This is a genomic window from Ignavibacteriales bacterium, assembly GCA_015709675.1.
Taxonomy (GTDB): Bacteria; Bacteroidota; Ignavibacteria; order Ignavibacteriales; family Ignavibacteriaceae; genus H2-BAC3.
This window is the reverse complement of record CP054182.1, coordinates 2,122,097-2,144,517: the sequence shown is the minus strand read 5'-3', so window position 1 is coordinate 2,144,517 and position 22,421 is coordinate 2,122,097. Positions and strand designations below refer to the sequence as shown.

Here is a 22,421-nt window from a genome sequence, read left to right as displayed (position 1 = left end):
TTCAGTCCTTCAGTTACAGAGTATACGTTGATGAAGTTGTATCCCCGCCTCTGCCTGTCCAATTGGTATGAAAATATTCTCCGCGCGGTTTATCCACTCTTTCATACTGATGAGCGCCAAAGTAATCACGCTGTGCCTGCAGCATATTTGCGGGGAGCTGTTCACTCCGGTAGCCGTCAAACCAGGTAAGCGCACTTGAGAGCGCGGGAACCCAGATGCCGTTCATTACCGATTCAGATACCACCCGGCGCCACCCCTCCTGAGAAGAATGAATTTTATCACGGAAAAACGGATCAAGAAGCAGGTTGCCGAGATCAGGATTGTTATTAAACGCTTCTTTTATTTTCCCGAGAAATACCGAACGGATAATGCAGCCGCCGCGCCACATGGATGCAATACCTCCGTAATTCAGATTCCATCCGTATTCAGCGCCCGCGTTTCTTAGGAGTATATATCCTTGCGCGTACGAAATAATTTTTGCTGCATAAACAGCCTTGCCAAGATCCGCGATAAACTGATCACGGGGTACGGAAAGTTTCACTGCTGGTCCCTTCAGCACTTTAGAGGCAGCACTTCTCTGATCCTTAAGTGATGAAAGAGTTCGGGCAAATACCGCTTCTGATATTAATGTGAGCGGAGCGCCAAGGTCAAGTGAGGAGACCACGGTCCATTTTCCTGTTCCTTTTTGTCCTGCCTTATCCAGGATTTTTTCAACCAGCGGGGCTCCGTCCTCATCCTTAAATGCAAGAATATCTCTTGTAATTTCAACCAGGTAACTTTCCAGTTCTCCCTCATTCCAGCGTTTAAAGATTTCATACATTTCATCATGATTCAGCCCGATAAGTTCTTTCATAATCTGATAGGCCTCGCAGAGGAGCTGCATATCACCATATTCAATACCGTTATGCACCATTTTTACGAAGTGCCCTGAGCCCTCTTCCCCTACCCAGTCGCAACAGGGATTGCCATCCTCAGCTTTGGCTGCAATATGCTGAAATATCGGTTTTATATATTGCCATGCCTCAGAAGAACCGCCGGGCATGATGGAGGGGCCTTTCAGCGCGCCTTCCTCTCCGCCGGAAACACCAGCCCCTACAAAGTGCATTCCCTTATCACCAAGATATTTGGTTCGTCTGTTAGAATCAGGGAAATGAGAATTGCCACCGTCGATAATAATATCCCCGGCCTGAAAAAATGGTACAAGATCATCAATAACCGCATCTACGGGTTTACCTGCCGGCACCATGATCAGTGCCTTACGGGGGAGGGAAAGTGAATCAGCGACCTCCTGAAGTGAGCCGGCTACGGTAATATTTCTGCCTGAAGCACGCCCGGATGCAAGTTTTGCACGTTTTGCATCATCCTTATCATACACAATAACCGAGTAGCCTCTGCTTTCAATGTTCAGAGCAAGATTTTCCCCCATTACACCAATACCGATAACCGCAATGTCTGCTTTTTTCACGCTTTTCACTCCGTTTAATTTTTGAATCGTTGCCCGGATGCCCACAGCCCCAGAGCAGGGTTCGATATATAGAATATCTCCTCACCGTCCGGAAGTGTGTTGAATCCGTCCCGCAATATATCAGGATTATACTTTTCCAGCATCTTTTTAGGGTCTGCCCACCGGAATTTTGCTTTTTCTATTTCCCCCTGAGTCAGGTGTCCGGGAGCATAGGATATTGAAAACCGCCCTTCTGAGGAGCCATGAATCAGGTGTGCCGCCGCACTCAGATTTTTCTGCAATTCATCATTTTCTGCCACAAATTGCAGGATTTCAGGGGTAGTGGCATAGCCATATTTTCTGATAAGCCGGTCAATTTCCCTGTCCTCACCAAAACTTTTCAATCCAGGTGCAAGGATGATCAGCTCACCGCCATCGGCTATTGCCATACGGGTCCGGTAGATACTTTTATTGCCCAGCCAGGTGCTTTTGAATTCCTCCGGATCAAGATACACCACCACTTTTTTCAGCGGTTCCGGAAGCATTTCAAAGTTCACCTGAAGTGAAAGCTCAGCCGCCAGCCGGAAACATTCGTAATCATCTCCAATGTAGAGTCCGAAGACCCCGAGCCGTCCCGATGTATCCCTAGCGACTACCGTAAGAATATAGAGTATAGGGAGCTTCTTGGCAAAATGATCAGAAGCATAATTCAGGACTCTGCGGACCGGAGTATCTGCCCTTCCCATAATGCGCTCCATTCCATAGACTGCACCCAGATAATGGCTTTTATTGATTCCCTCCCTGCCTCCTGTGCCAACAAAGATATTTTTATTATAATTTGCCATCCCGATCACTTCGTGAGGGACAACCTGCCCTACTGAAAGAATCAGATCATGCCCCCCCTCGGCAAGCAGCCGGTTAACCTGTGCCGGCCAGGTATAATTCAGTTTCCCTTCCGACACTTCCGATATATATTCAGAAGGCACTTCGCCGAGCGTTACCAGATCTTCTTTCCAGTTATGCACGCGGAACAGATGCCTGGGCACACCCGGATACATCTGCTCAATCTCTTTATCTTCCATGGCGAAATGGGTTCCAAGTGCTGGAAGTATATCAGTCAGCCGTTCACCATAATGATCATATATCATCCGTGTGATCAGACCCGCCTGTGAGTGAAAGCGGGTGAAGTCCGGTGGGATAGCAATAACTTTATTTACACTCCCTGCCTGCTCAAGCGACTGTATGAGTCCCTCACGAATTTCATCTGCGGAAAGTGGATACTGAGTACTCCCTTTTGCGAAACAGAGCATACTTATTTACTCCAGCCGGGATTTTCCGGCAATAGTGCGTTAAATTCTTTTATCAGTCCGTCTTCATATTTTCCTGCAAAGGTTCCGCTGAAGAATCTCTCAGCACCTTCATTAAAAAAGCGCTCCCAGGACTGTTCTTCATGACCCGGATTTACCGGAAAAAAAAGAACACCATTATCTTTTGCCGCAGCAAGGTCACCTGGTGCGTCTCCTATCATGAGAATCTGATTATCGGGGTATTTATTCTTTGCGGCATAAGTAATATGCTCAGTCTTGGTGCCATACTCCTGACCTGCGATCATCCTGACGTATTTATCTATCTGATGCTCCTCCCATTCGCGCTTCAGGGCAGCAACAGGAGTCTGGGAGACAACCATCAGATCAGCCCCAGGATAAATCTTTTCTAGGGATTCCTTTACAAGGGGAAACGGAGGAACATCAGATACCATTTTTTCTATTGAGGAGTTCACATCTTTTGACCAGGCAAGCACCTGCTGCAATACGGGATTGTCTGTTTTTTTTGTATATATCTCCAGAGCCGGATTACCCAGTTTGCTTTCCTGTTTCATCCATTCGTTCAGCGGAGCCAGGTCAGTAATTTCAGTGCCGCGCTGACGGACTTCCTTTCTTTCAGCAAGAAGCTGCATTGAACGGACAAGCGCCTTAAAGCGGTTTGTTCCCCTTGTCTTGGAGTAAAGATTTACAAACTCCCATGTTTCCCGTGCGTATTTTGAAACTCTTTGAAGACGGAAATGGCGTATATATTCAGGGCAGAAACACTCCTTATGCTTAATCTCCATAGAATCAAAAACACATCCGTCCGAATCAATACCTATGAAGAATTGTTTCTCCGGCTGAAGAGCATCTAAAAGCTGGTGGGGGTTATCGGACATACATTTAGAATTATGGATTATGAAGTATGAATTGTGAAGTGCGAAAAAAATTACTCATCACTCATTTCCAGCTATGTTTTTATCGTTTGACTCTGGCATTTCCAGACCACACACTCCAGATCATTTCTTCATCGGAGGGCTGAGCGTAGTCAGTAAGGAACGTTGTGGCAAGTGCTCCTGAAGCCCATCCAAACTGAATCCACTTTTCAGGAGTCCAGCCTCTCAGAACAGCGTAAAGCAGTCCGCCAACAAATCCGTCACCGCCGCCAATTCTGTCAAGCACAGTAATAGGACGTGGATTCACTACATGCCAGTTACCACCTTCAAGCATGATTGCTCCCCAGTGATGCCGGTTTGCATTTTCAACCTCCCGGAGTGTTGTAGCAAATACTTCTGCGTTACTAAACTTCGCCCTAACCCGGGCAATCATTTCCTTAAAACTTTCAATTTTAGCTTCAATGTCTTTACCACCTGCCTCAGGTCCCTCCACGCCAAGACAGAGCTGAAAATCCTCTTCATTGCCGACCAGTATATCAGATACAGACGCAATTTCAGTAAAGGCAGCGCGAAGTTCTTTTTCTCTCCCTTTCCAAAATGTTGCGCGATAATTCAGATCGAATGAAATTTTTGTACCATACTTTTTTGCGGTTCGAGCTAGTTCAAGGCAGAACTCACTGGTTTCAGGGGAAAGTGCCGCAATCAATCCTGAAAGATGAAGCACCTGCACTCCTTCTTTATTAAAAATGCGGTCAAGATCAAAATCCTTTACATTAAGGGTTCTGCCCACTTCACCGGCCCGGTCATTCTGTACAACAGGACCGCGGGATCCATACCCGCTGTCTGCAATATTAAACTGGTGACGGTAACCCCACGGTCCTCCCTGATCAACTTCTCTTCCTTCAAACTCCATATTCCGGGAGCGGAGATTATTTTTTATAAATCGTGCAATGGGGCTTCCCTTAACAAATGTGGTTAAAACTTTTACGGGAAGTCCCAGGTATGCAGATATACTGGCCACATTTGTTTCAGCGCTTGTTGCCTGCATCATAAAGGTATCACTGCTGTGAACCGGCTGTCCGTTAACAGGGGTAATTCTCACGCCAATACTGGTAGGTACAACCAGCGCGTACGTATACTCTTTTCTTAACTCAAAACTCATTGAATATTCCTTATCATTTCGTATATATATGTTTACACACCGCTATAGGAACTGAACCCGCCGTCAACCGGAATAATGGCTCCCGTTACAAATTTTGACGCCGATGATGCAAGATAGAAGAGTGCACCCAGCAGTTCCTCCGGCTGTCCGAATCTCCCCATGGGCGTATGAGAGACAATTTTTTTTCCTCTCGCAGTAAGTTCTTTTGTTTCGGCATCAATAAGCAAATACTCGTTTTGTCCGGTGAGGAAGAATCCGGGAGCAATCGCATTCACCCTGATATTCGCTTTGGCAAAATGAACTGCCAGCCACTGAGTCAGGTTGTTCACCGATGCTTTAGCGGCAGAATACCCCGCAATTTTGGTAAGGGGGCGGAATGCATTCATTGAGGATATGTTAATCACTGACCCGCCTCGCTGTATCATATCCTCAGCAAAGACCATGGTCGGCAATATTGTACCAAGAATATTCAGATCAAATATATTCCTGAATGCATCAGGATCAAGCCCGAAGAACGTACGGCTAAGATCGCTGAAATTATTTTCATCCATTATCTCATCAGCAGTTGTTGCCTTCGGTGAGTTTCCGCCGGCACAGTTTATCAGTACATCAATTTTTCCAAACCGCTCGCGGACTTTTTCACGGGCATCAAGCAGTTCGTCTTTCCGTACTACACTGGCTACTACACAGAGAATTTCTGCTCCTTCTTTGCGCATAAGGTTCTGAGCGCAGGTGTCGCATCTGCCCGGTTTATAATCCATAACCACCACTTTTACCCCGGACTCAGCCAAACCTTTGGAAAAAACCCTGCCAAAAACACCGCATCCGCCTGTGACCAGACAAACTTTTCCTTTAAGATCGTTTGTTCCGTAGTTCATATATATACCTGTTCCTGCATCATTCCCAGACTGTTCATCACAGTCCGTGCATTGCTTGTAATCTGTTCAAAATTATTTAAATCAATGGCTTTTGCATCAAGCAGCGCCGAGCCAAGCCCTACAGCACTCGCACCGGCTTTTATCCATTCGCCGGGATTTGTCAAAGTAACTCCTCCGGTCGGCATCAATTTAAGATGCGGCATGGGGGCAAGAACTGATTTGAAGAAACCCATACCCAGGATATCCGCCGGAAAAACCTTAATAATATCAGCGCCAAGCTCGTGTGCCCTCTGTATCTCGGTCGGGGTAAAACATCCCGGCATTGCCGGTATATCATATTCATGAGCCGTCATAATAATATCTTCCTTAAGTACCGGACTTACCACATATTTCGCGCCTGCCTTAATTGCCAGAGATGCTGTTTCAGCATTAAGAACTGAACCCACGCCTATTACGATATTGCTATCCAGTTCCTTAGTCATCCGTTCTATAAGCTGAATGGCCCCGGGAACAGTCATGGTAATCTCTGCAAATGTGATGCCGCCTGCTGCAAGTGCCTGTATGATATTTCTGAGTTTTTCGGGATCTTTAGCCCGGATTACCGCAACGGCTTTACGTTCAAGTAATTTCTGAAGTATATCTGCCCGGCTCATGCAATCCCAAAAGGTTCAAGATGTTTTTTGAAATGCTGAATCAGAATTTCGTAATGAGTATTTTCATTCTCGTTTAAGCAGTCAATAAGCTTCTGTTTAAACCTGTAGTTACCAGACTGGTCTTTTTCTGTAAGAACCCTTCCAAAGCAGACATGTAAGACCTGGCGGCTGTCATCATGACTGAACAAGGAAACCAGTTCTGCATCACCAAGTTCACTTCCTGACTTAACTGTATTAAGATCAGCAGATACATGGTAAGTCTTTTTTTCCCCCTCATAAATGGAGCGGGAAAAATCAAGTATTTCCCTGAACAATGAGGGCTGCTTTATGGCAGCTACCTTAAGCGCTTCAAGATAGCTTGTGCCTGCGGTTTTAACATGTGTAAAAGCATTGCTCAAACTGCCGATTACTTTATATACACTAAACTTGTCACTGCCGGAGTGAAGGCTTATTTTGTAACTTCCGTGATACCTCACAATTGCGAGATGTTTCAGATACTCCTGCCTGAATAGTTCAAGATCACCCCGATAGTCAATCCCCTTTTCAAAGGCACCTATAAATCTCGGAGCCAGACTGACAAAAGGAATACCCATACGCTTCAGCTCTGCAGCAATATAAAAATGCTCAAACGGAGAAGTAACAGAATCAGTCTCGTCAACTGAAACTTCTGTTTCCGACTCATATTCAGGGTATGCAGTATGCAAATGATCAGATAACTTTTTTATATGTGCAAGCGCATTGCCATACTTCACCACAGCACGCTTCAGATCAGAGTGATGAGGAGCAAGAATCAGGGAATCAGGCAAAACAAATGGCTTTGAAGTATACAAAGCAATCTGTTCCTCAAACCCGGAGTTAAGTGTTGTCCAGTCAATTTTGCTGATATACTCATCAAGACCCGCCTCATCAAGCGTATCGGCTTCATTCTGAACATGTTCACTCGGGTCAAAGGTAAAAAACCTGAAACCCGCATTCACCATTAGGTCTATATCATCAAAGGTTTTCAGATGATCTGCGTCTGCCCCAAATCCTGCGGTATATCCTTCCTGAAATACAGCCCACACGGCTGCATCCATCACTTCTTCCGGTTTCCGGTTAGTTCTGCCAAGTTCTCTTATTGACTGCTGCGCAAGAATCGGCTTAAAAGCACTCCCCTTCAGCGAGCGGATATGTCCTGCATTCGCGAGACCTATCCTGTCACCAAATCCGAATGAATTGCTCAGGCCTGCTACCACCGGCCTGGTAAATTCAAATATTTCCTGCAGCGCTTTACGGTTGGCTGTAGTAAGCCCGCAATTTTTAACCGTATAATCCCCCGATTCATCACCGGCGAAAACTTCTCCGTCAAATTTTGCTGCTGTCATTACTCCATCATGCTTATAGATAAGAAGCAGGGATTTCTCTGTTCCTCGTAAGGCAATCATAAAGGTAACGCCGTCATCTTTTCTGACTGAATCGAGGTAAATGGAAAAGTTTTTCAGGAATGGTATCTGTTCTCCTGATACTGTGAATCTTTTTTGTTCAGTATATTCTTCGGTTGTATTCATTGCTCTGTATTACGTTTCATTAAAGTTTGTAGGCTTTTTTAACCAGATTGTAAGTCAGATCTGCCGCCAGTTCAAATGCTTCATTTCGTTCTATGATGTGTTTTGCGGTCAGTTCTGCGAGAAAATTTGAGTCCACTCTCCGGGCAAGATCATGCCTCGCGGGTATGGATACAAAAGCCCTTGTGTCATCATTAAATCCGACCGTGTTATAAAAACCTGCTGTCTCTGTAACCATCTGACGGTAGCGGGTCATACCTTCGATGCTGTCATGGAACCACCATGCAGGGCCAAGTTTCATTGCGGGATAATGTCCGGCAAGGGGAGCCAGTTCCCGGGCATAATTTGTCTCATCCAGTGTAAATACGATCAGGGTAAACCTGCTGTCGTTTCCATAAGTATTGAGCAGTTCTTTCAGGTTTTCCGTATACTCAGTCTGCCGCGGAATATCACAACCTTTGTCAGGACCATATTTTGCATATATTAGTTCATTATGATTGCGGTGAGCGCCTGCATGAATCTGCATCACCATTCCATCTTCGCAGCTCATCCTTGCCATTTCCATAAGCATATGAGCTGTGAAAAGAGAGGCATCCTGGGTGGTCTGCTCCCCTTTCAAAGCCCGGTGAAACAGAGTAACCGCTTCTTCATCAGTGAGCCGGTGTGTATATGGGGAAAAAACTCCGTGATCGGTAGAAACCGCGCCCATGGAAATGAAAAACTCCCTCCTTTTTTCAAGTGCATGGATATATGTCTTATATCCGGTAATCTCCATTCCCGCAGATTCTCCCAGCAGTTTGATATTGGCATACCATGAAGGATTAGTTAGATCTGTCACTGCATCCGGTCTGAAGCAGGGCAGAACCTTTCCTTCCCAGCCGTCTTTCCTCATCTGTATATGGTGTATCAGATTATCTGATGCTGCATCGGTAGTATTAAGCGCCTCGATATTGAATTTTTCAAAAAGCGCTCTTGGCAGAAATTCAGAAGAATTAATCTTTTCCTGCAGTTCATCATATATACGATCTGCGGACTCCGCGCTAAGGCGTTCATCTATTCCGAATACTATATGGAATTCATAATCAAGCCAGGCGCGTGAGGGTGTTCCCCTGAACAAGTGGTACTTACTTGCGAATAACCGCCAGATCTTACGCGCATCGGTTTCCTCTCCCCTCCCTTCCTTATCAAGAATGCCCAGTGACTCCATCGGAATACCCTGTGAATAGAGCATCCGGTAAAGATAATGATCAGGCAGGAGAAAAAGCCGCGCCGGATCCGGAAATGGTTTATTCTCCGAAAAGATTGCCGGATCAACATGTCCGTGGGGGCTTACAATGGGAAAATTTTTTACGCTTTCGTACAGCTCCCGCGCGAGTTTTCGTACTTCAGGAACGGGACTAAAAAAGCGGTCTTCGTTGAGCAGCAGTGTTTGCATAAATTTATGCTTTATTGAAGTTTAATTGTAATAGGATTGTTAAGAAGCATGAGTGTCTGATTAAGATATTCCCTGAATTCAGATTCACTTTTTATGCCTGAAAGCTCCTGTTCCCAGGCTGCACAAAAATAATAGGAAATTTCGGTCTGCCCCGGCTTAAAAAGTATTACATGGCTCTGCGAATCTTCTGTTATTGCTGCAGACTGCGATTTTTTATAAAAGATTGCGATTCCCATATTGTCATGATCGTTTACAAGCGTCTGTGTGCCGTAAAGGGCAATATATCCCCATTCCCCTTCTCCCGGCTCCGTAAAATAGCTGGTTCTTTTTGCCTTTGGAAAACCAGTTACCAGTGTATCCTGCGAAGGAGTAATTTTCTGAACTGCATAGGTCAGACGGCTTCCGGCTGTGATTGAATAATCCGTTATCAGGTTATTTCTGCTTCCGGATACATTCCATCCAAAATAACTTGTTCTCACCATGGATCTCACGGGTCCGTTTTCAGCTATTTCACACCAGATGCTGTCTGTAACAGAAACCCGCTGAACAGATGCGTTTTTCCACATACCAACTGAGCCAAGACCGAGTGTCGAACCTACTTTGTAGATATCCATTCCCCATGGCTGCATTGTATGGTAGGAATCATCTTTTGCTACGGTATCATGCACCCCAACAGTATGCAGTATCAGTTCATTGGTTTTTTTGCCAAAAATATCGGTTGCATTTCTCCAGTCAAGATAAAATCTGTATGCCACTTTTTCCGATTCCCAGCCCGGCCCCTCATAGCGAAAGAGTGCATCATGATCTTTATGTATAGCGGGAACTGTAATCTTTTGCACATTAACAAAACGGTCTCCTCTGAAGCGCCCGTCATAATAGACATTCGTCTGTTTCATGGAGAGTTCTGCATAGGTGCGGGCTTTATAAGCGGGTCTGTTGGCAAAATCACCTTTTTTTATTTCAATCAGTTTTGTCTCACCTGCCGCAAAATTTAGCGTAAAAGCTGCAAACCGTTTTCCCTTTTCAGTAATAATCTGAGAAGGAATTTCTTTTCCATCTGAAAACAGAAGATACAACCCGCCATCATCCGGAATCTCTGCAGTAAGGAATACATCGTCCACTGAATAGCCGGTGTTGTTCGTATAGGAGAATATTTCTCCCTTTTTCTGCCCGGGGACTGTAATATGCAGTAATAAGAAAATAACCATCAGAGGTACATATAGTGCTTTCATATCGGAACACTCACTCTTTTATATACGGAAGAAGGGCAGGAATTTTTTCTTTTATTTCTCTCAATGCCAGATCACAAATCCTGAAAGCGCCATACGGAGAGAAATGGGTATCATCTTTTTTCCCTTCCGGCAGTGAGGGGTACTCCCCCGGTTCAATATGAAGGAAAAGCATTTTTGAGCGCTCAGCCCCATACTGCTTCAGGAGTGCTTCAGAAGATGCGTGAAGATCTATCAGCAGAACCTGCAGCTCTGCAGCAATTTCCCTTACAACCACAGGATATTCTCCATGCACATCATAAAACTCCCCCTCTCTGGTAAATCGTCTGCGAACAATGGGGGTCGCGAGAACCGGTATCCCCTGTCTATTGCGGGCATCATGTATAAACCGCATGAGATTTTCACGATAAGTAGTTCTTGCATCTGCGAACCGCTTCGGATCATCCTGTTTGGCATCATTGTGTCCAAATTCAATAATAACATAATTACCGGGCTTCACTCGGTTAAGCAGTGAATCCCATCTCCCTTCATCAATAAAACTCTTGGTACTTCTGCCGTTCTTTGCGTGATTTTCAATTATAACATTTTTGGTAAAATAGAGCGGAAGAATCTGTCCCCACCCCTTTTCAGGATTACCGTCCTTAAAAGGCTTGTCTGCCATTGTTGAATTCCCCGCCATAAAAATAACCACGGGTGATTCCTGTGCCTGCAGAAAGACAGCAAATACCAGCAAAAGGATGAACAGCTTTTTCAACAAGGACAAATATTAATAACCGAAGTATTCAGGAATCAGAAGGGAGATCTCAGGTATATACGTAACCAGCATCAAAACTATTATCATCGCTATAAAAAACGGAATCATCGGCCTTATTACCCTGGTAAGAGGCAATCCTGCAACGGAACAGCCGACAAAAAGCACACTTCCCACCGGAGGCGTGCAGAGGCCGATACACAGATTAAATACAATAATAATTCCGAAATGGATCGGATCATAGCCAAGCTGTATTGCGACCGGAAGAAAAATCGGAGTAAAAATCAGCACAGCAGGGGTCATATCCATGAACGTCCCTACAAAAAGAAGTATCAGATTGATGATCAGAAAAATAATCACCGGATTATCAGATATACCCATCAGTCCGGCAGCCACGCTCTGGGGTATATTCTCATAAGCCATAACCCAGCTCATTGCCATGGAAGTACCGATCAGGAGCAATACTACAGATGTGGTAACAGCACTTGAGAGCAGAATCTGCGGTAAATCTCTGAACTTAACTTCCTTATATACAAAAACCGCAAGTATTAATGCATAAAAAACCGCGATTGCCGATGCTTCAGTTGCGGTAAAATAGCCCGCAACAATTCCGCCAATCACAATGATAATGAGAAGGAGACTCGGTATTGCATCAAGAAATTTCTTTATCCCCTCAGAGAGGGTGATCTGCATCTCAACTTTATAACCCCGTTTTTTAGCGATGACGGCTGCAACAAACATTAGACCGAGACCAAGAAAAATGCCCGGCAGGTAACCAGCCAGAAAAAGAGCCGCTATTGAGACACCACCGCTGGCGAGTGAATAGACGATCAATATATTGCTTGGGGGAATAATCATCCCCGTTGTTGCGCTGGTAATGTTTACTGCTGCCGAGAATGCAGGATCATAACCTTCCTTCTTCATAATCGGGGTCATGAAACCACCTATAGCTGATGCGGCAGCGACTGCAGAGCCGGAAATTGCTCCAAAGAGCATGGCAGCCATGATATTTACGAATGCCAGACCTCCGGGTAATTTGCCGACCAATACTTTTGCAAATTCAATCAGCCGCCGTGCAATACCTCCGCTGTTCATGATTTGTCCGGCAAGAATGAAAAACGGAATGGCAAGAAGTGCAAAACTATCCAGCCCGGTCGCCATCCTCTGGGAAATCGTCGTAAGGGCAGGGAGCGGTTTGATAGTGACAAGCATGGTAACCAGACTGGAGATTCCAATACTGAATGAAATGGGCACTCCGAGAGAAAGTAAAACCAGGAATGAAATGACCAGAAGGAGAATTTCAGTAACTTCCATCAGCGGATCTCCTCCTGATTCAGTTTATTCAAAAGTGCAATTTCGTCAGCAATAAAATAAACAGAGTAGAACATCATAATCAGCCCGCTGACCGGAAGAACTATATAAACATAACCGAGCGGAACCTGCAGAGCCGCGGATATCTGATTGAGGGTGAGAGTTATCATCACCAGGCGTGTACCGCCGATTACCATCACAAAAAGCGAAAATGTAAAAATGCATATCTGAATAATGATATCCAGAAGTGCCTTACCTTTATGATTCAGATTAACCGACAGGAGATCAATGGCAAGATGCATTTTTTGACCAGCCACGTAACTCGCACCCAAAATTCCAAGCCAGACTAGCAGATAACGGGCAAGTTCTTCCGTATATGAACTTGGCGATGCAAGTATGAAACGGGAGAATACCTGCCAGAGCACATTCAGGGTTATTACCGCCATAATGGTTATAACCAGCCATTTCAAGGCAGAGTCTATAAATTGTTTAATGGTACTCATGGCTGCTTAAGGGATTTAATTTGTCTGATTAGTTCATATACCGCGGGTTCTTTTCTGTATTCTTCCAGCAGCGGCCTGGTTTTTTCATTAAAGGGAGTTTTATCGGGATAATATATCTTCACGCCTGCCTTTTGCACTTCCATCAGTGCTTCCTCAGTTGCCTCTTTCCAGAGTTTTTTCTGATAGATATACGATTCATCGGCGGCTGATTGTATCCATTCCTTCTCCTGGTCTGTAAGATCATCCCAGATAACTGTGCTAATAAGCAGCACGTCAGGTACTGATGTATGCTCATCAAGAGAGTAATGTTTACAGACTTCGTAATGGCGGGAAAGAAAAAAACTCGGCGGGTTGTTCTCAGCGCCGTCAACCACCCCCTGCTGCAGAGCCGTATATAATTCACCCCACGCGATTGGCGTAGCAGAACCTCCGAGAGCATTAACCATTTTCACTGAAGTCGGGCTTTCCTGCACCCGGATCTTCAGTGACTTCAAATCATCAGGGGACAGGATAGGTTTATCTTTTGTATAAAAACTTCTGCTGCCGGCATCATAATAGCATAATCCTCTCAGCCAGTATTTTTCAGTACTTCTTAGAAGATTTTTGCCCAGTTCACTCTCAAAAAAGCGGAATTTGTGGTCATCATCCGCAAATATATATGGCAGCGAGAACACCTTGAAATCAGGACTGAATCCCTCTAGCACCGAAGAAGAAACTTTTGTCATACCAAGACTGCCGATCTGCAGGAGTTCCAGACACTCCCGCTCGGTGCCAAGCTGCTGGCTCGGATATACGGTCAGTTCAATTTTACCTCCTGATTTTTCACGAACACGGTCGGCCATAAATTCCATTGCCTTATGCACCGGATGCGTCTGATCAAGCCCGTGGCCAATTTTTATGCTTCTTACTGATGACTGCCGGCTGCATCCGTACAGAAGTAAAAGGGGAATGAGGATTAATACTACAAAGAAAGGTGATTTTCTCATAAATCGGGAATTCAGATGTATGAAGGAGAAAAATGTCCGTGTGCTGAGTAAGCTCAGGCTACGGATTTTTCATTATCGTTTGTGATAACAAGTTCGGTTTTAAGTTCAACACTCGGTACTTTCTGTTCCCGGTTCTCAATAAGCCGGAGCATCATTCTTAACGCCTCCTCGCCAAGTTCTTTAGCGGGCTGATGAACAAAATTAAATACCGAAGGGACTTTGTTTTTGTATTCGAGATTTCCAAAACAGGTAACTTTAATATCCCCGGGTATGGTTACCCCCGCTTCCTGGGCTGCCTGATAAATTCCAAGAGCCACAGGATAGGTAACCGCAATCACTGCCTGCGGCAGCTGACCTTTTGCCAGAATGGACTTGAACCCGGCATAACCATCCTCCTCAGAAAACCCCCCTTCAATAATCCATGAGCTGTTGAGCGGAATTTTATGATCATTCATTGCGGCAAGGTAACCGTTCATTCGGTTTTTTCCGATATTCACATGGGTGTAACCGCCTATATGCGCAATCTTGGTATATCCCTTTTTTATATAATATTCTGTGGCAGTATAAGCTCCTCCATAATCATCCACGGTAACACTGGGAGCGCAGTCAGGTTTCGGAACCCGGTCAATAAACACCAGCGGGACGTTAAGGCGCTTAACCATTTCAAAGATTTCTACATCCTGTGTTTCCTGCGTTACCGAAACGATTAATCCGTCCACTTTCATGGAAAGAAGGGATAGAATGTGCTTTTTCTCCTGAGATGCCATTTCACGGGAGACGGTCAGGAGAATTTCATAATTCTGCTTGAATGCCTCATTATAAATTGACTCAATGATCGAGCCAAAAAAGAAGTGTGCAATTTTAGGCACCACGAGTCCCACAATATTCGATCTGCGTGATGACAGATTTTTCGCGAGAAAGTTTGGTATATATCCGAGCTGATCGGCAAGCTCCCTGACCTTTCTTCTCATTTCAACTGAGATATCGGGATGATTCCTCAGTGCTTTGGAAACAGTGACCTTAGAAACACCGAGGCGCTTTGCAATATCCTCAAGCTTAACCGGCTGTATTTTTCTTGTCATGGTGTTTTTTATGATAAACCTGATTAACGTGTCTTAACGGCTATCTGCTCCCGCGAAGTAATTCCGCCGCGGCAAGAATCAGAGGACCGTACCCCTTAAAATCATTTATCCTTTTTGGTTCGCTGATATAATATGCATAGCTTCCATTCCGGTAGGGTTTTCCGCCAAGCCCGGCCACGGAGCAGACATTTTGCAGAAACAGATTTCCGGAACTATCCGGGATAACAAACTGACTCATCAGGGATGAAAAGGAATCATGTGCAATTCTTAAAAAATCAGTCCCAAGATAACCCATATTTGCCCCTTTTGCCATAGAATAGATAAACATAAGAGAGGCGGACGTTTCAAGATAATTCCCCTGCTCTGTTCCTTTATCCACAATCTGATACCACAGTCCGCTTTCCTGGTCTCTTACCAAAAGCAGAGCATCGCTTAAATCCTGAAACATTGCAAGAATCATCTTCCTGCCTGGATGCTCCTCAGGGAAGGTATCCAGAACATCAACCATAGCCATCATAAACCAACCGAGCGATCTTCCCCAGAACTCCGGTGAGAGTCCTGTTACAGGATCAGCCCATTTTTCTTTGCGGCTCTGATCCCATCCATGATAATAGAGCCCTGAAACAGAGTCTCTCATATTATCACGAACCAGTCTGAATTGTAATGCAATATCGTCAAACATCGCCTGATTTCCGGTCATTTTTGCATATTCAGCGAGGAACGGCTGAGCCATATACAAACCGTCCAGCCACATCTGATCAGGATAGATCTTCTTGTGCCAGAACCCGCCCAGTGGATTACGCGGATGAAGCGTCATCTGCCGGTATAGCGTATCAGCTGCCATCAGATATTTTTTATCACCGGTTAAGCTGTATAGATGCAAAAGCGCTCTGCCGGGGCCTATATTATCTATATTAAACTGATCCATCCGGTAGGTTTTAATAGTACCATCCGGCTGAATGTAGTAATCAATATTCTTCTTAACATAATTGCCGTATGACTTATCACCGGTAACCGCTGTCATATTAATAAACCCATTATAGAGCAAACCCTGTTCATAATTCCACCGGTAACTTTTTGCCTCTGAAGGATATGCGGCAGTATCCGGATAAAGTCTTATAAAATTGTCAGCAATCCTTGTGTAATAATCAGCAGGATGTTTTGTCAAACTCACCTGAGATGATGAACAGGAAATTAGACCAAAACAAATGAGCACTATTGCAGCAGGCAATATTAAACCATGATATCTGATGATTTTCATTTTGCGGAACCGACTGTTTTCTATCATTTAAGAAGAATCATTTTTCCTGAGGCACGGTGAGAACCTGCCTGCAGTACGTAAATATACAATCCGCTGCTCAGACCTGATGCATCTATGATCGTCTCATGTAATCCAGCCTCAAAGTTGCCTTTAAATATCTCTCTGACTTTATTGCCAAGTATATCATAAACGATCATTTCGGTGAGACCTGCCTGAGGAAGTTCAAACCGGATCTTCGTTGTTGGATTAAACGGGTTCGGATAGTTTTCATGCAACCGGAAACTTAGCGAGCCGTTTAGTTCAACGGAAACCTCTCCACTGTGGACTGTGGTTCCGTCAAAATCATGCTGAGCAAGGCGGTAAAAATATGTACCGGGTGAAAGTTGTCTGCTATCTCTGAATCTGTATATATTGCTCTCCGCGGATGTTCCGGCCCCCTGAACATACCCGGCTGTCTGCCAGGCGCCGTTTACACTTCTGCGCTCAATAGACCAGCCGGCGTTATTCATTTCACTGCCGGTCTTCCATTCAAGTTCAACCTCGCCGCCGATGACCCGTGCGGTAAATGTGGTAAGTTCAGCGGGTACAATATGTTCCGGATTGCTGAAATCATATTTTCCGCTTCCGGCAAGCCATGCGGTTTTCTCTGGTATGATTGCAGCAGGGTCTATTGTATAAGAATAATATGCTGAAGCTTCAAACGCGGTGCCTCTGGTTCCGGCAGGTCCGCAGTTTTCAAAGATATTGTACCGTTCAACCAGATCACCGGGAGGTCCTCCGTCACGGCTGGTTTCCGTTGGTATCGGAGTATTATAAAAGTAATTTCCCTCAACCAGCACATCGGCTTCCATGTTTGATGAAACCGCGTAAATACCATTATTGGTATAATAGTTATTCAGAACATGAACTTTTCCGAAGCGGACACGGGGATTACGCTGGTTTGAACCCTTAAACCAGTTATGGTGATACGTGATTTTCATAACCGTATCAACAACATTTGAATTAGAATGCCCTACAAGACTGTTTTTATCAGTTGAGTCAAACAGACAATAAGAAACCGTCACATAGTCTGCCGCATGGGTAATATCAAGCGAACCGTCAGGTGAGGAGCCAGCCGGATACCCCGGAGGTGGTGTATAAGTAAAGGTACAATGATCAATCCAGATATGATTTCCTTTTGCCGGATCATCTCCACCGTCAACTGATATACCATCATCACCCCAGCTCGCGAATCTGATATTACGTACGATGATATTTTTACTTCGGACAATATTCAGTCCATATCCAGTGATTGTTGCATCTCTTCCCGTCCCGATGATGGAGATATCATAAGAATCTTTTACATCCACCATTTCTCCTATTCCAGCATCCCGCGCGAGTATTCCTGAAAGATATATCGTCAAAGGAGGCAGTCCCATGGTTCCGTTTGCATCCTGTCTTCTCAGCAGGATATTCTGCAGATCGGATGTATTTGATACATACACGACATGATTTTCCTCACTTGCTCCGCCGGTAGTTCCGTTTGTATAACCGTACCCGGGAACAGCAGCAAATCCCTTCGGTGCCGGATAATACGGGAATGCAGCAAATCCGGTTGTATCTGTCATCAGTGCAATCTGTGTTTTATGCCCATTCATGGTAACCTGAAAAGGGTTTCCATAATAGACTTCAGTTCCGTTCCAGCGGTAGAAAGAATTTCCCGCTGCAGGAGTTGCAGTCAGAGTAAGCACCGTACCTTTATCAAACAGCTCGCCGCTCTGATCAGCAGATACCGTACCCTCCCCGCTTTTCAGGAGTGTTAATCTATATAAAGGAATGGCTGTTTCACCGGTTAACTCAAGTTTATCAATGTTTGCGTTGGTATTATTTGTGGTGGAAGCAAAACGAATTCTGTTAACCCCCTGCACAAGAGAAATCTGATAGGTCACAGTTGACCATGATGTCCAGCTGCCTGTGGAAGGAAAGGAAATACTGCCGAGCACCGAGCCATTATGAGATACACTGTAACTTCTTGTGCTTCCGCCGTTGGCATAGTGAATAGTGAGTGTTTCAGATGTTGCATTCGGTTTTCTGAGCAGAAACTCGAGCCAGCTTCCGGTCCTATCTGCCAGATCTGCGTATCCCCATCCGCTATAACCGCTGTACTGGCGACGTATATATGCGCTTTCAAAAATTGCATCCTCTGCCTCAAACACGTTTGCCTGTGACTGAGTTATCCCCGTTCCTGTGACTGCTGTCTGAACCTGCGGTGCAGAGCCGCCTGAAAAAGTAACATACCCGCCAAAGGCACCGCCAGACTGCGGTTCGAAGCGGACATATACAACTGTTCCGGCAAATACTCCGCTATTATAAGGTATCTGCAAAGAACTGCTGTAACCGCTCCCCGAGGTCAGAGAAACCGTATATCCGGATGAAGCCGAAACAAGGATATTTCCTGACAACGGTGAAAGAGTTGATCCGGAGACGGTGATTGTTTTTGGCTGCGAGAGTGTTCCGACCATTACATTGCCAAACTGCAACTGAGCGGGAGTAATTGAAAGAAGCGGTGTGGGATCGGTTGTTACCGATCCTGTTCCTGCTCCTGCAGTCAGATAATTCTGCGAATTATTGGTTCCCTCCATATATTCAAAAACAGCGAAGTGATATGTTGTTCCCCCTTCAAGTCCTGTGATAACCGTGTCACGCATGCTGCCATTAAGAAGCAGGCGGTTTCCTCCGCCAAGATCAGCTGCGGATGTAAAATCTGCAGACTCCCCGGTATAGATAACTCCATCAGCGGGAGTCCAGTTAACCGATGCGGATTTACGGGCAACAACCAGCCGTTTCATGCCGTCTCCCCCGGTGATCTGTATATATGTTGAATTTCCAGCAGTCGCAAAAAACCCGATTGCAGATGCCGAAGCAGGTTCAGCAGCAATTGCCGTTCCTGTAACGTATGACTGCTGTGTGGCTGCACCAGAACTGCTGTGAGAAATACTGCCGCTGTTTGAACCTGATGCTGAAGAGGGAGCATAGCGCGCAAAAATTGTTGTCACCGGGACCGTTCCGCTATCCTGAGCAAGTATTACCTGACCGCTGAAAAGCGTATCATTAAGAGATACCTGATAATCCTGGGGCGCTGAAACGGTTATATCGGAAGTCAGATTATAACCGGAAACCGTGTATGATGCTGAACCTGAAAGCCCTCCTGAAACTATTGCTCCGAATGAAGGAAGTGAAGCAGAAGACAATGTAATCGTGGACGAAGAAGAGTAACCGGTTATTTCAACGTTATCGAGATTAAGGTCATTGCCGGCGCCGGTACCGTTAACAATGCGGAGTCTGATACCCGGAGTGCCGTCATTCACCTGCACTGCACAATACGCAAAGACACCTGAGCCGGTACTAACGGAATCAATAAATATCCAGTCGGTGCCGTTGTTAACCGACTTATATATATAAAGCGGCTTAGCTGAACTTCCGTAAGCATAAAATGATATGGTTCCTGCCGAGCTTAGTGCGGGAGTTGACGCATAGGCCGGTGCCTGCGCAGTGTTTTTAAGCAGCCGGAGAGCATACGGGGCGGAATAATTGGTTGTGCCGTGACCGTATGTCTTAAACAGAGTCCATACTCCGGATGATGTCTGATAGTCCGTCGGTACAGCAGGTGCATTGCTGCTTGAGGTTGGTATGCTGTTGCCCGAGTCGAAATACTCCGAAAGGATGTTCTGTCCCATGAGCATACTCTGCATCAGCAGAAAAGCCCCAATCATCAGATTTTTTGCTGTCACCATCACGCTTATTTCTTCTTTTTTATATTACTGCAGGTATTACCACGGGGAATCGGAATATCCGCCTCCCCGCAGAACGAGGTACTTATTTAGTGAGAGTCATTTTTTTGGTCGAAGTAAATTCGCCTGCTTCCAGACGGAAAAGATAAACACCTGCCGAGAGTCCCTCAGCATTAAAATCAGCATTATGATATCCTGCCTCCTTCATGCCGCTTAGCAGATCTGCAACTTTCTGGCCGAGTACATTATATACACTCAGAGTCACAAAGGATGACTTTGGAAGTGCAAAGCTGATTCTTGTGGAAGGATTAAACGGATTTGGATAATTCTGCATCAGTTCAAACACAGAGGGTACTGTACTTACTTCCTCCTCCACAGGCAACGGAGCACCAGTGCCTGCAAGAGTCAGATAAGCAAAGTCATTTATTCCGCTCAGTTCCACATAATTATCAGTCGTATTAACAGCTCCGCCAATACCTGCCCATGAGTTATTTGTTCCGTCAGGTGACTTAAACAGGGTCAGAGTAGCTTCCGGAATTCCATTCAGCTCTGTTTCATCATAACTGAACCGTATTGTCGCATTCAGTCCGCTGTTATTGGAAGGTTCGATCTTATAACCCCGGCTTATTCCTGAGTTACCTCCTCCGGTTGCCGGTCCATGCAGACGGGTCACCGTAGTTGAACCAAGGTCTGCCGCGGAAGTAATTGATAGCCCAAGACCGCCAGGATTTAGTGAAGAAGGAGAGGTCAGAACAACAGTGGTAAGGATCTTGCCATTGCTGCCTTTTACCGTTTTTCCCGGTGATTCAGTAAGGAATGCTGACGGACCAAGTGTGATAGTATATCCTCCTAGATCAAGGCTTCCGCCAGTCGTGCGGAGGGAGCCGGAAACGGTCAGATCGTTACTGAGGGTCATGCCGTTCGGATTATTTATTATCAGCGATTTAAGCGATGAGGGGAAGGCATTGCCCCAGGTCTGTGAAATTTCACCGCTGTATATATAAATAGCTTCAGGACTGTAATTCCTGCCGCCGATCATCTGCACGCTGCCGAGCATTTCGGTAGTATAAATGCCATCCGGACTGCCGATACTCAGAGTACCGTTATCAGCAAGCGTGAAGGTTCCGGAGCCGGTAAGACGGGAAACGCTTTTCATGTGAAGTCCGCCAAGCACCACCATCTCCCCGCCGGTCGCTGAACCCCATTTATTGGTGTCCAGATCCATTACTACGGTTGTCCCCGGAAAAATGGTATCGTGCAGATTTGTATTCAGATTAACATTAACACCGCGCAGAAAAAACGTCTGCAGCCCTGAACCGGTAAAATTAAGTGAGTAGGAGCCGAGACTGTTGGTCGAAAACGTACCGGAGTTAAACTGAAGATTCTTTTTCAGGTTAATGATAGTAATACCGGGACCGGCACTGCTGCTGGTTCCCGCCTGCATTCTTCCGCCGTTATTGATGATGCTTCCGCCGATGTTATATACAGCCAGACCTGCTGCGTTCGCGCTGGAGAAACCGCTGAATCGTGCGTCCGCTGATTCAAGGAGGACATCACCGTCAATGGTCCATTCACCAATCATTGTGTTATCACCAACGTCAATACAGGAAATTGTTCCCCGATAAACTATCAGATCCCCCATTACTCTGTGATACTGGCTTCCGGTAACCGGCCGTACACCTCTGAAAACCGTGTTGGCAGCAATATTATTTATAATAAGGTTTCCCTTTATTAATAAGTTACCGCCAGGAACGCATCCTTCGGTACGCTGAATAACCAGATTACCAAATTCAAGATTTCCTGGTCCCCCTACTGTTCCGCTTCCGATGTGAACCACAGTGCTGGCAGGATCAAGTTCTCTGACTGTTCCGGGCACTGTGCTTTTTGTTGCCGAATTATAGAACGTTGCGCCTCCTTCAAGGATGAACGTCCCGGCACAGGAGATTGAATCTATGCCTGTTGCAAGCCTTCCGCCTGAAAGCACTGTCAGATTTGCACAGACAACAGTAGTGGTTGTTAAAACCGAATCGGTGCCGGCAATTATTACATCAGCATTGACACCCGGAACTGCTCCGCCAAGCCATGTGCCGGGGCTGTTCCATTCACCACCGCCTGTGCCATTGCTGAATACAGTCTGCGCTGCTGCCGGCACTGCCAGAAACAGACACAGCAATACCGCTGAAATAATACTTTTCATTGTTTCCTTTTCTTT

The 22,421-nt window shown here is 45.5% G+C and carries 17 protein-coding genes; all 17 read right to left on the bottom strand.

Annotated elements, in window-relative coordinates:
* Positions 1–13 precede the first annotated feature (13 nt).
* The 17 genes from gnd to HRU80_07950 all read right to left on the bottom strand — a co-directional run bounded on the left by gnd (position 14) and on the right by HRU80_07950 (position 22,406).
* Positions 14–1,474: a decarboxylating NADP(+)-dependent phosphogluconate dehydrogenase gene (gene gnd / locus HRU80_08030; protein QOJ28833.1), complete on the bottom strand. Its 1,461-nt coding sequence runs from the start codon at positions 1,472–1,474 to the stop codon at positions 14–16.
* 5 nt (positions 1,475–1,479) lie between these two features.
* Entirely contained in the window at positions 1,480–2,754 is a 1,275-nt protein-coding gene (locus HRU80_08025) for a DUF2088 domain-containing protein (GenBank protein QOJ28832.1), read from the bottom strand.
* A 2-nt stretch (positions 2,755–2,756) separates the two neighbouring features.
* Positions 2,757–3,647, bottom strand: a complete 891-nt coding sequence (locus HRU80_08020; GenBank protein ID QOJ28831.1) for an HAD family hydrolase — start codon at positions 3,645–3,647, stop codon at positions 2,757–2,759.
* Between the two features lie 79 nt (positions 3,648–3,726).
* A complete protein-coding gene (locus HRU80_08015) occupies positions 3,727–4,806 on the bottom strand; it encodes a sugar kinase (protein QOJ28830.1) in 1,080 nt (359 codons plus the stop codon).
* A 32-nt stretch (positions 4,807–4,838) separates the two neighbouring features.
* Positions 4,839–5,684, bottom strand: coding sequence for an SDR family oxidoreductase (locus HRU80_08010; protein QOJ28829.1), 846 nt, complete (start codon positions 5,682–5,684; stop codon positions 4,839–4,841).
* Positions 5,681–6,337: a bifunctional 4-hydroxy-2-oxoglutarate aldolase/2-dehydro-3-deoxy-phosphogluconate aldolase gene (gene eda, locus HRU80_08005; GenBank protein ID QOJ28828.1), complete on the bottom strand. Its 657-nt coding sequence runs from the start codon at positions 6,335–6,337 to the stop codon at positions 5,681–5,683. The genes HRU80_08010 and eda overlap by 4 nt, the downstream gene beginning before the upstream one ends.
* Positions 6,334–7,884 (bottom strand): hypothetical protein, encoded by a 1,551-nt coding sequence (locus HRU80_08000; GenBank protein ID QOJ28827.1) that lies wholly within the window; start codon positions 7,882–7,884, stop codon positions 6,334–6,336. The genes eda and HRU80_08000 overlap by 4 nt, the downstream gene beginning before the upstream one ends.
* A gap of 19 nt (positions 7,885–7,903) precedes the next feature.
* Positions 7,904–9,316 carry a glucuronate isomerase gene (uxaC, locus tag HRU80_07995; GenBank protein ID QOJ28826.1) on the bottom strand — a complete coding sequence of 471 codons (1,413 nt, stop codon included), beginning with the start codon at positions 9,314–9,316 and terminating at the stop codon, positions 7,904–7,906.
* 11 nt (positions 9,317–9,327) lie between these two features.
* Entirely contained in the window at positions 9,328–10,548 is a 1,221-nt protein-coding gene (locus HRU80_07990; GenBank protein QOJ28825.1) for a DUF4861 family protein, read from the bottom strand.
* Positions 10,549–10,558: 10 nt separating this feature from the next.
* Positions 10,559–11,224: a rhamnogalacturonan acetylesterase gene (locus tag HRU80_07985; protein ID QOJ30490.1), complete on the bottom strand. Its 666-nt coding sequence runs from the start codon at positions 11,222–11,224 to the stop codon at positions 10,559–10,561.
* 87 nt (positions 11,225–11,311) lie between these two features.
* The gene (locus HRU80_07980) at positions 11,312–12,610 is read right to left on the bottom strand and encodes a TRAP transporter large permease (protein ID QOJ28824.1); all 1,299 of its coding nucleotides are present in this window, start codon (positions 12,608–12,610) and stop codon (positions 11,312–11,314) included.
* Positions 12,610–13,110 carry a TRAP transporter small permease gene (locus HRU80_07975; protein ID QOJ28823.1) on the bottom strand — a complete coding sequence of 167 codons (501 nt, stop codon included), beginning with the start codon at positions 13,108–13,110 and terminating at the stop codon, positions 12,610–12,612. Before HRU80_07975 ends, HRU80_07980 begins: the two co-directional genes overlap by 1 nt.
* Positions 13,107–14,096, bottom strand: coding sequence for a TRAP transporter substrate-binding protein (locus tag HRU80_07970; protein QOJ28822.1), 990 nt, complete (start codon positions 14,094–14,096; stop codon positions 13,107–13,109). Before HRU80_07970 ends, HRU80_07975 begins: the two co-directional genes overlap by 4 nt.
* A gap of 53 nt (positions 14,097–14,149) precedes the next feature.
* Positions 14,150–15,178, bottom strand: a complete 1,029-nt coding sequence (locus HRU80_07965; protein QOJ28821.1) for a LacI family DNA-binding transcriptional regulator — start codon at positions 15,176–15,178, stop codon at positions 14,150–14,152.
* A 40-nt stretch (positions 15,179–15,218) separates the two neighbouring features.
* Positions 15,219–16,346: a glycoside hydrolase family 88 protein gene (locus HRU80_07960; protein QOJ28820.1), complete on the bottom strand. Its 1,128-nt coding sequence runs from the start codon at positions 16,344–16,346 to the stop codon at positions 15,219–15,221.
* A 116-nt stretch (positions 16,347–16,462) separates the two neighbouring features.
* Entirely contained in the window at positions 16,463–20,212 is a 3,750-nt protein-coding gene (locus tag HRU80_07955; GenBank protein QOJ28819.1) for a carbohydrate-binding protein, read from the bottom strand.
* A gap of 82 nt (positions 20,213–20,294) precedes the next feature.
* Entirely contained in the window at positions 20,295–22,406 is a 2,112-nt protein-coding gene (locus tag HRU80_07950) for a T9SS type A sorting domain-containing protein (protein QOJ28818.1), read from the bottom strand.
* Positions 22,407–22,421 lie beyond the last annotated feature (15 nt).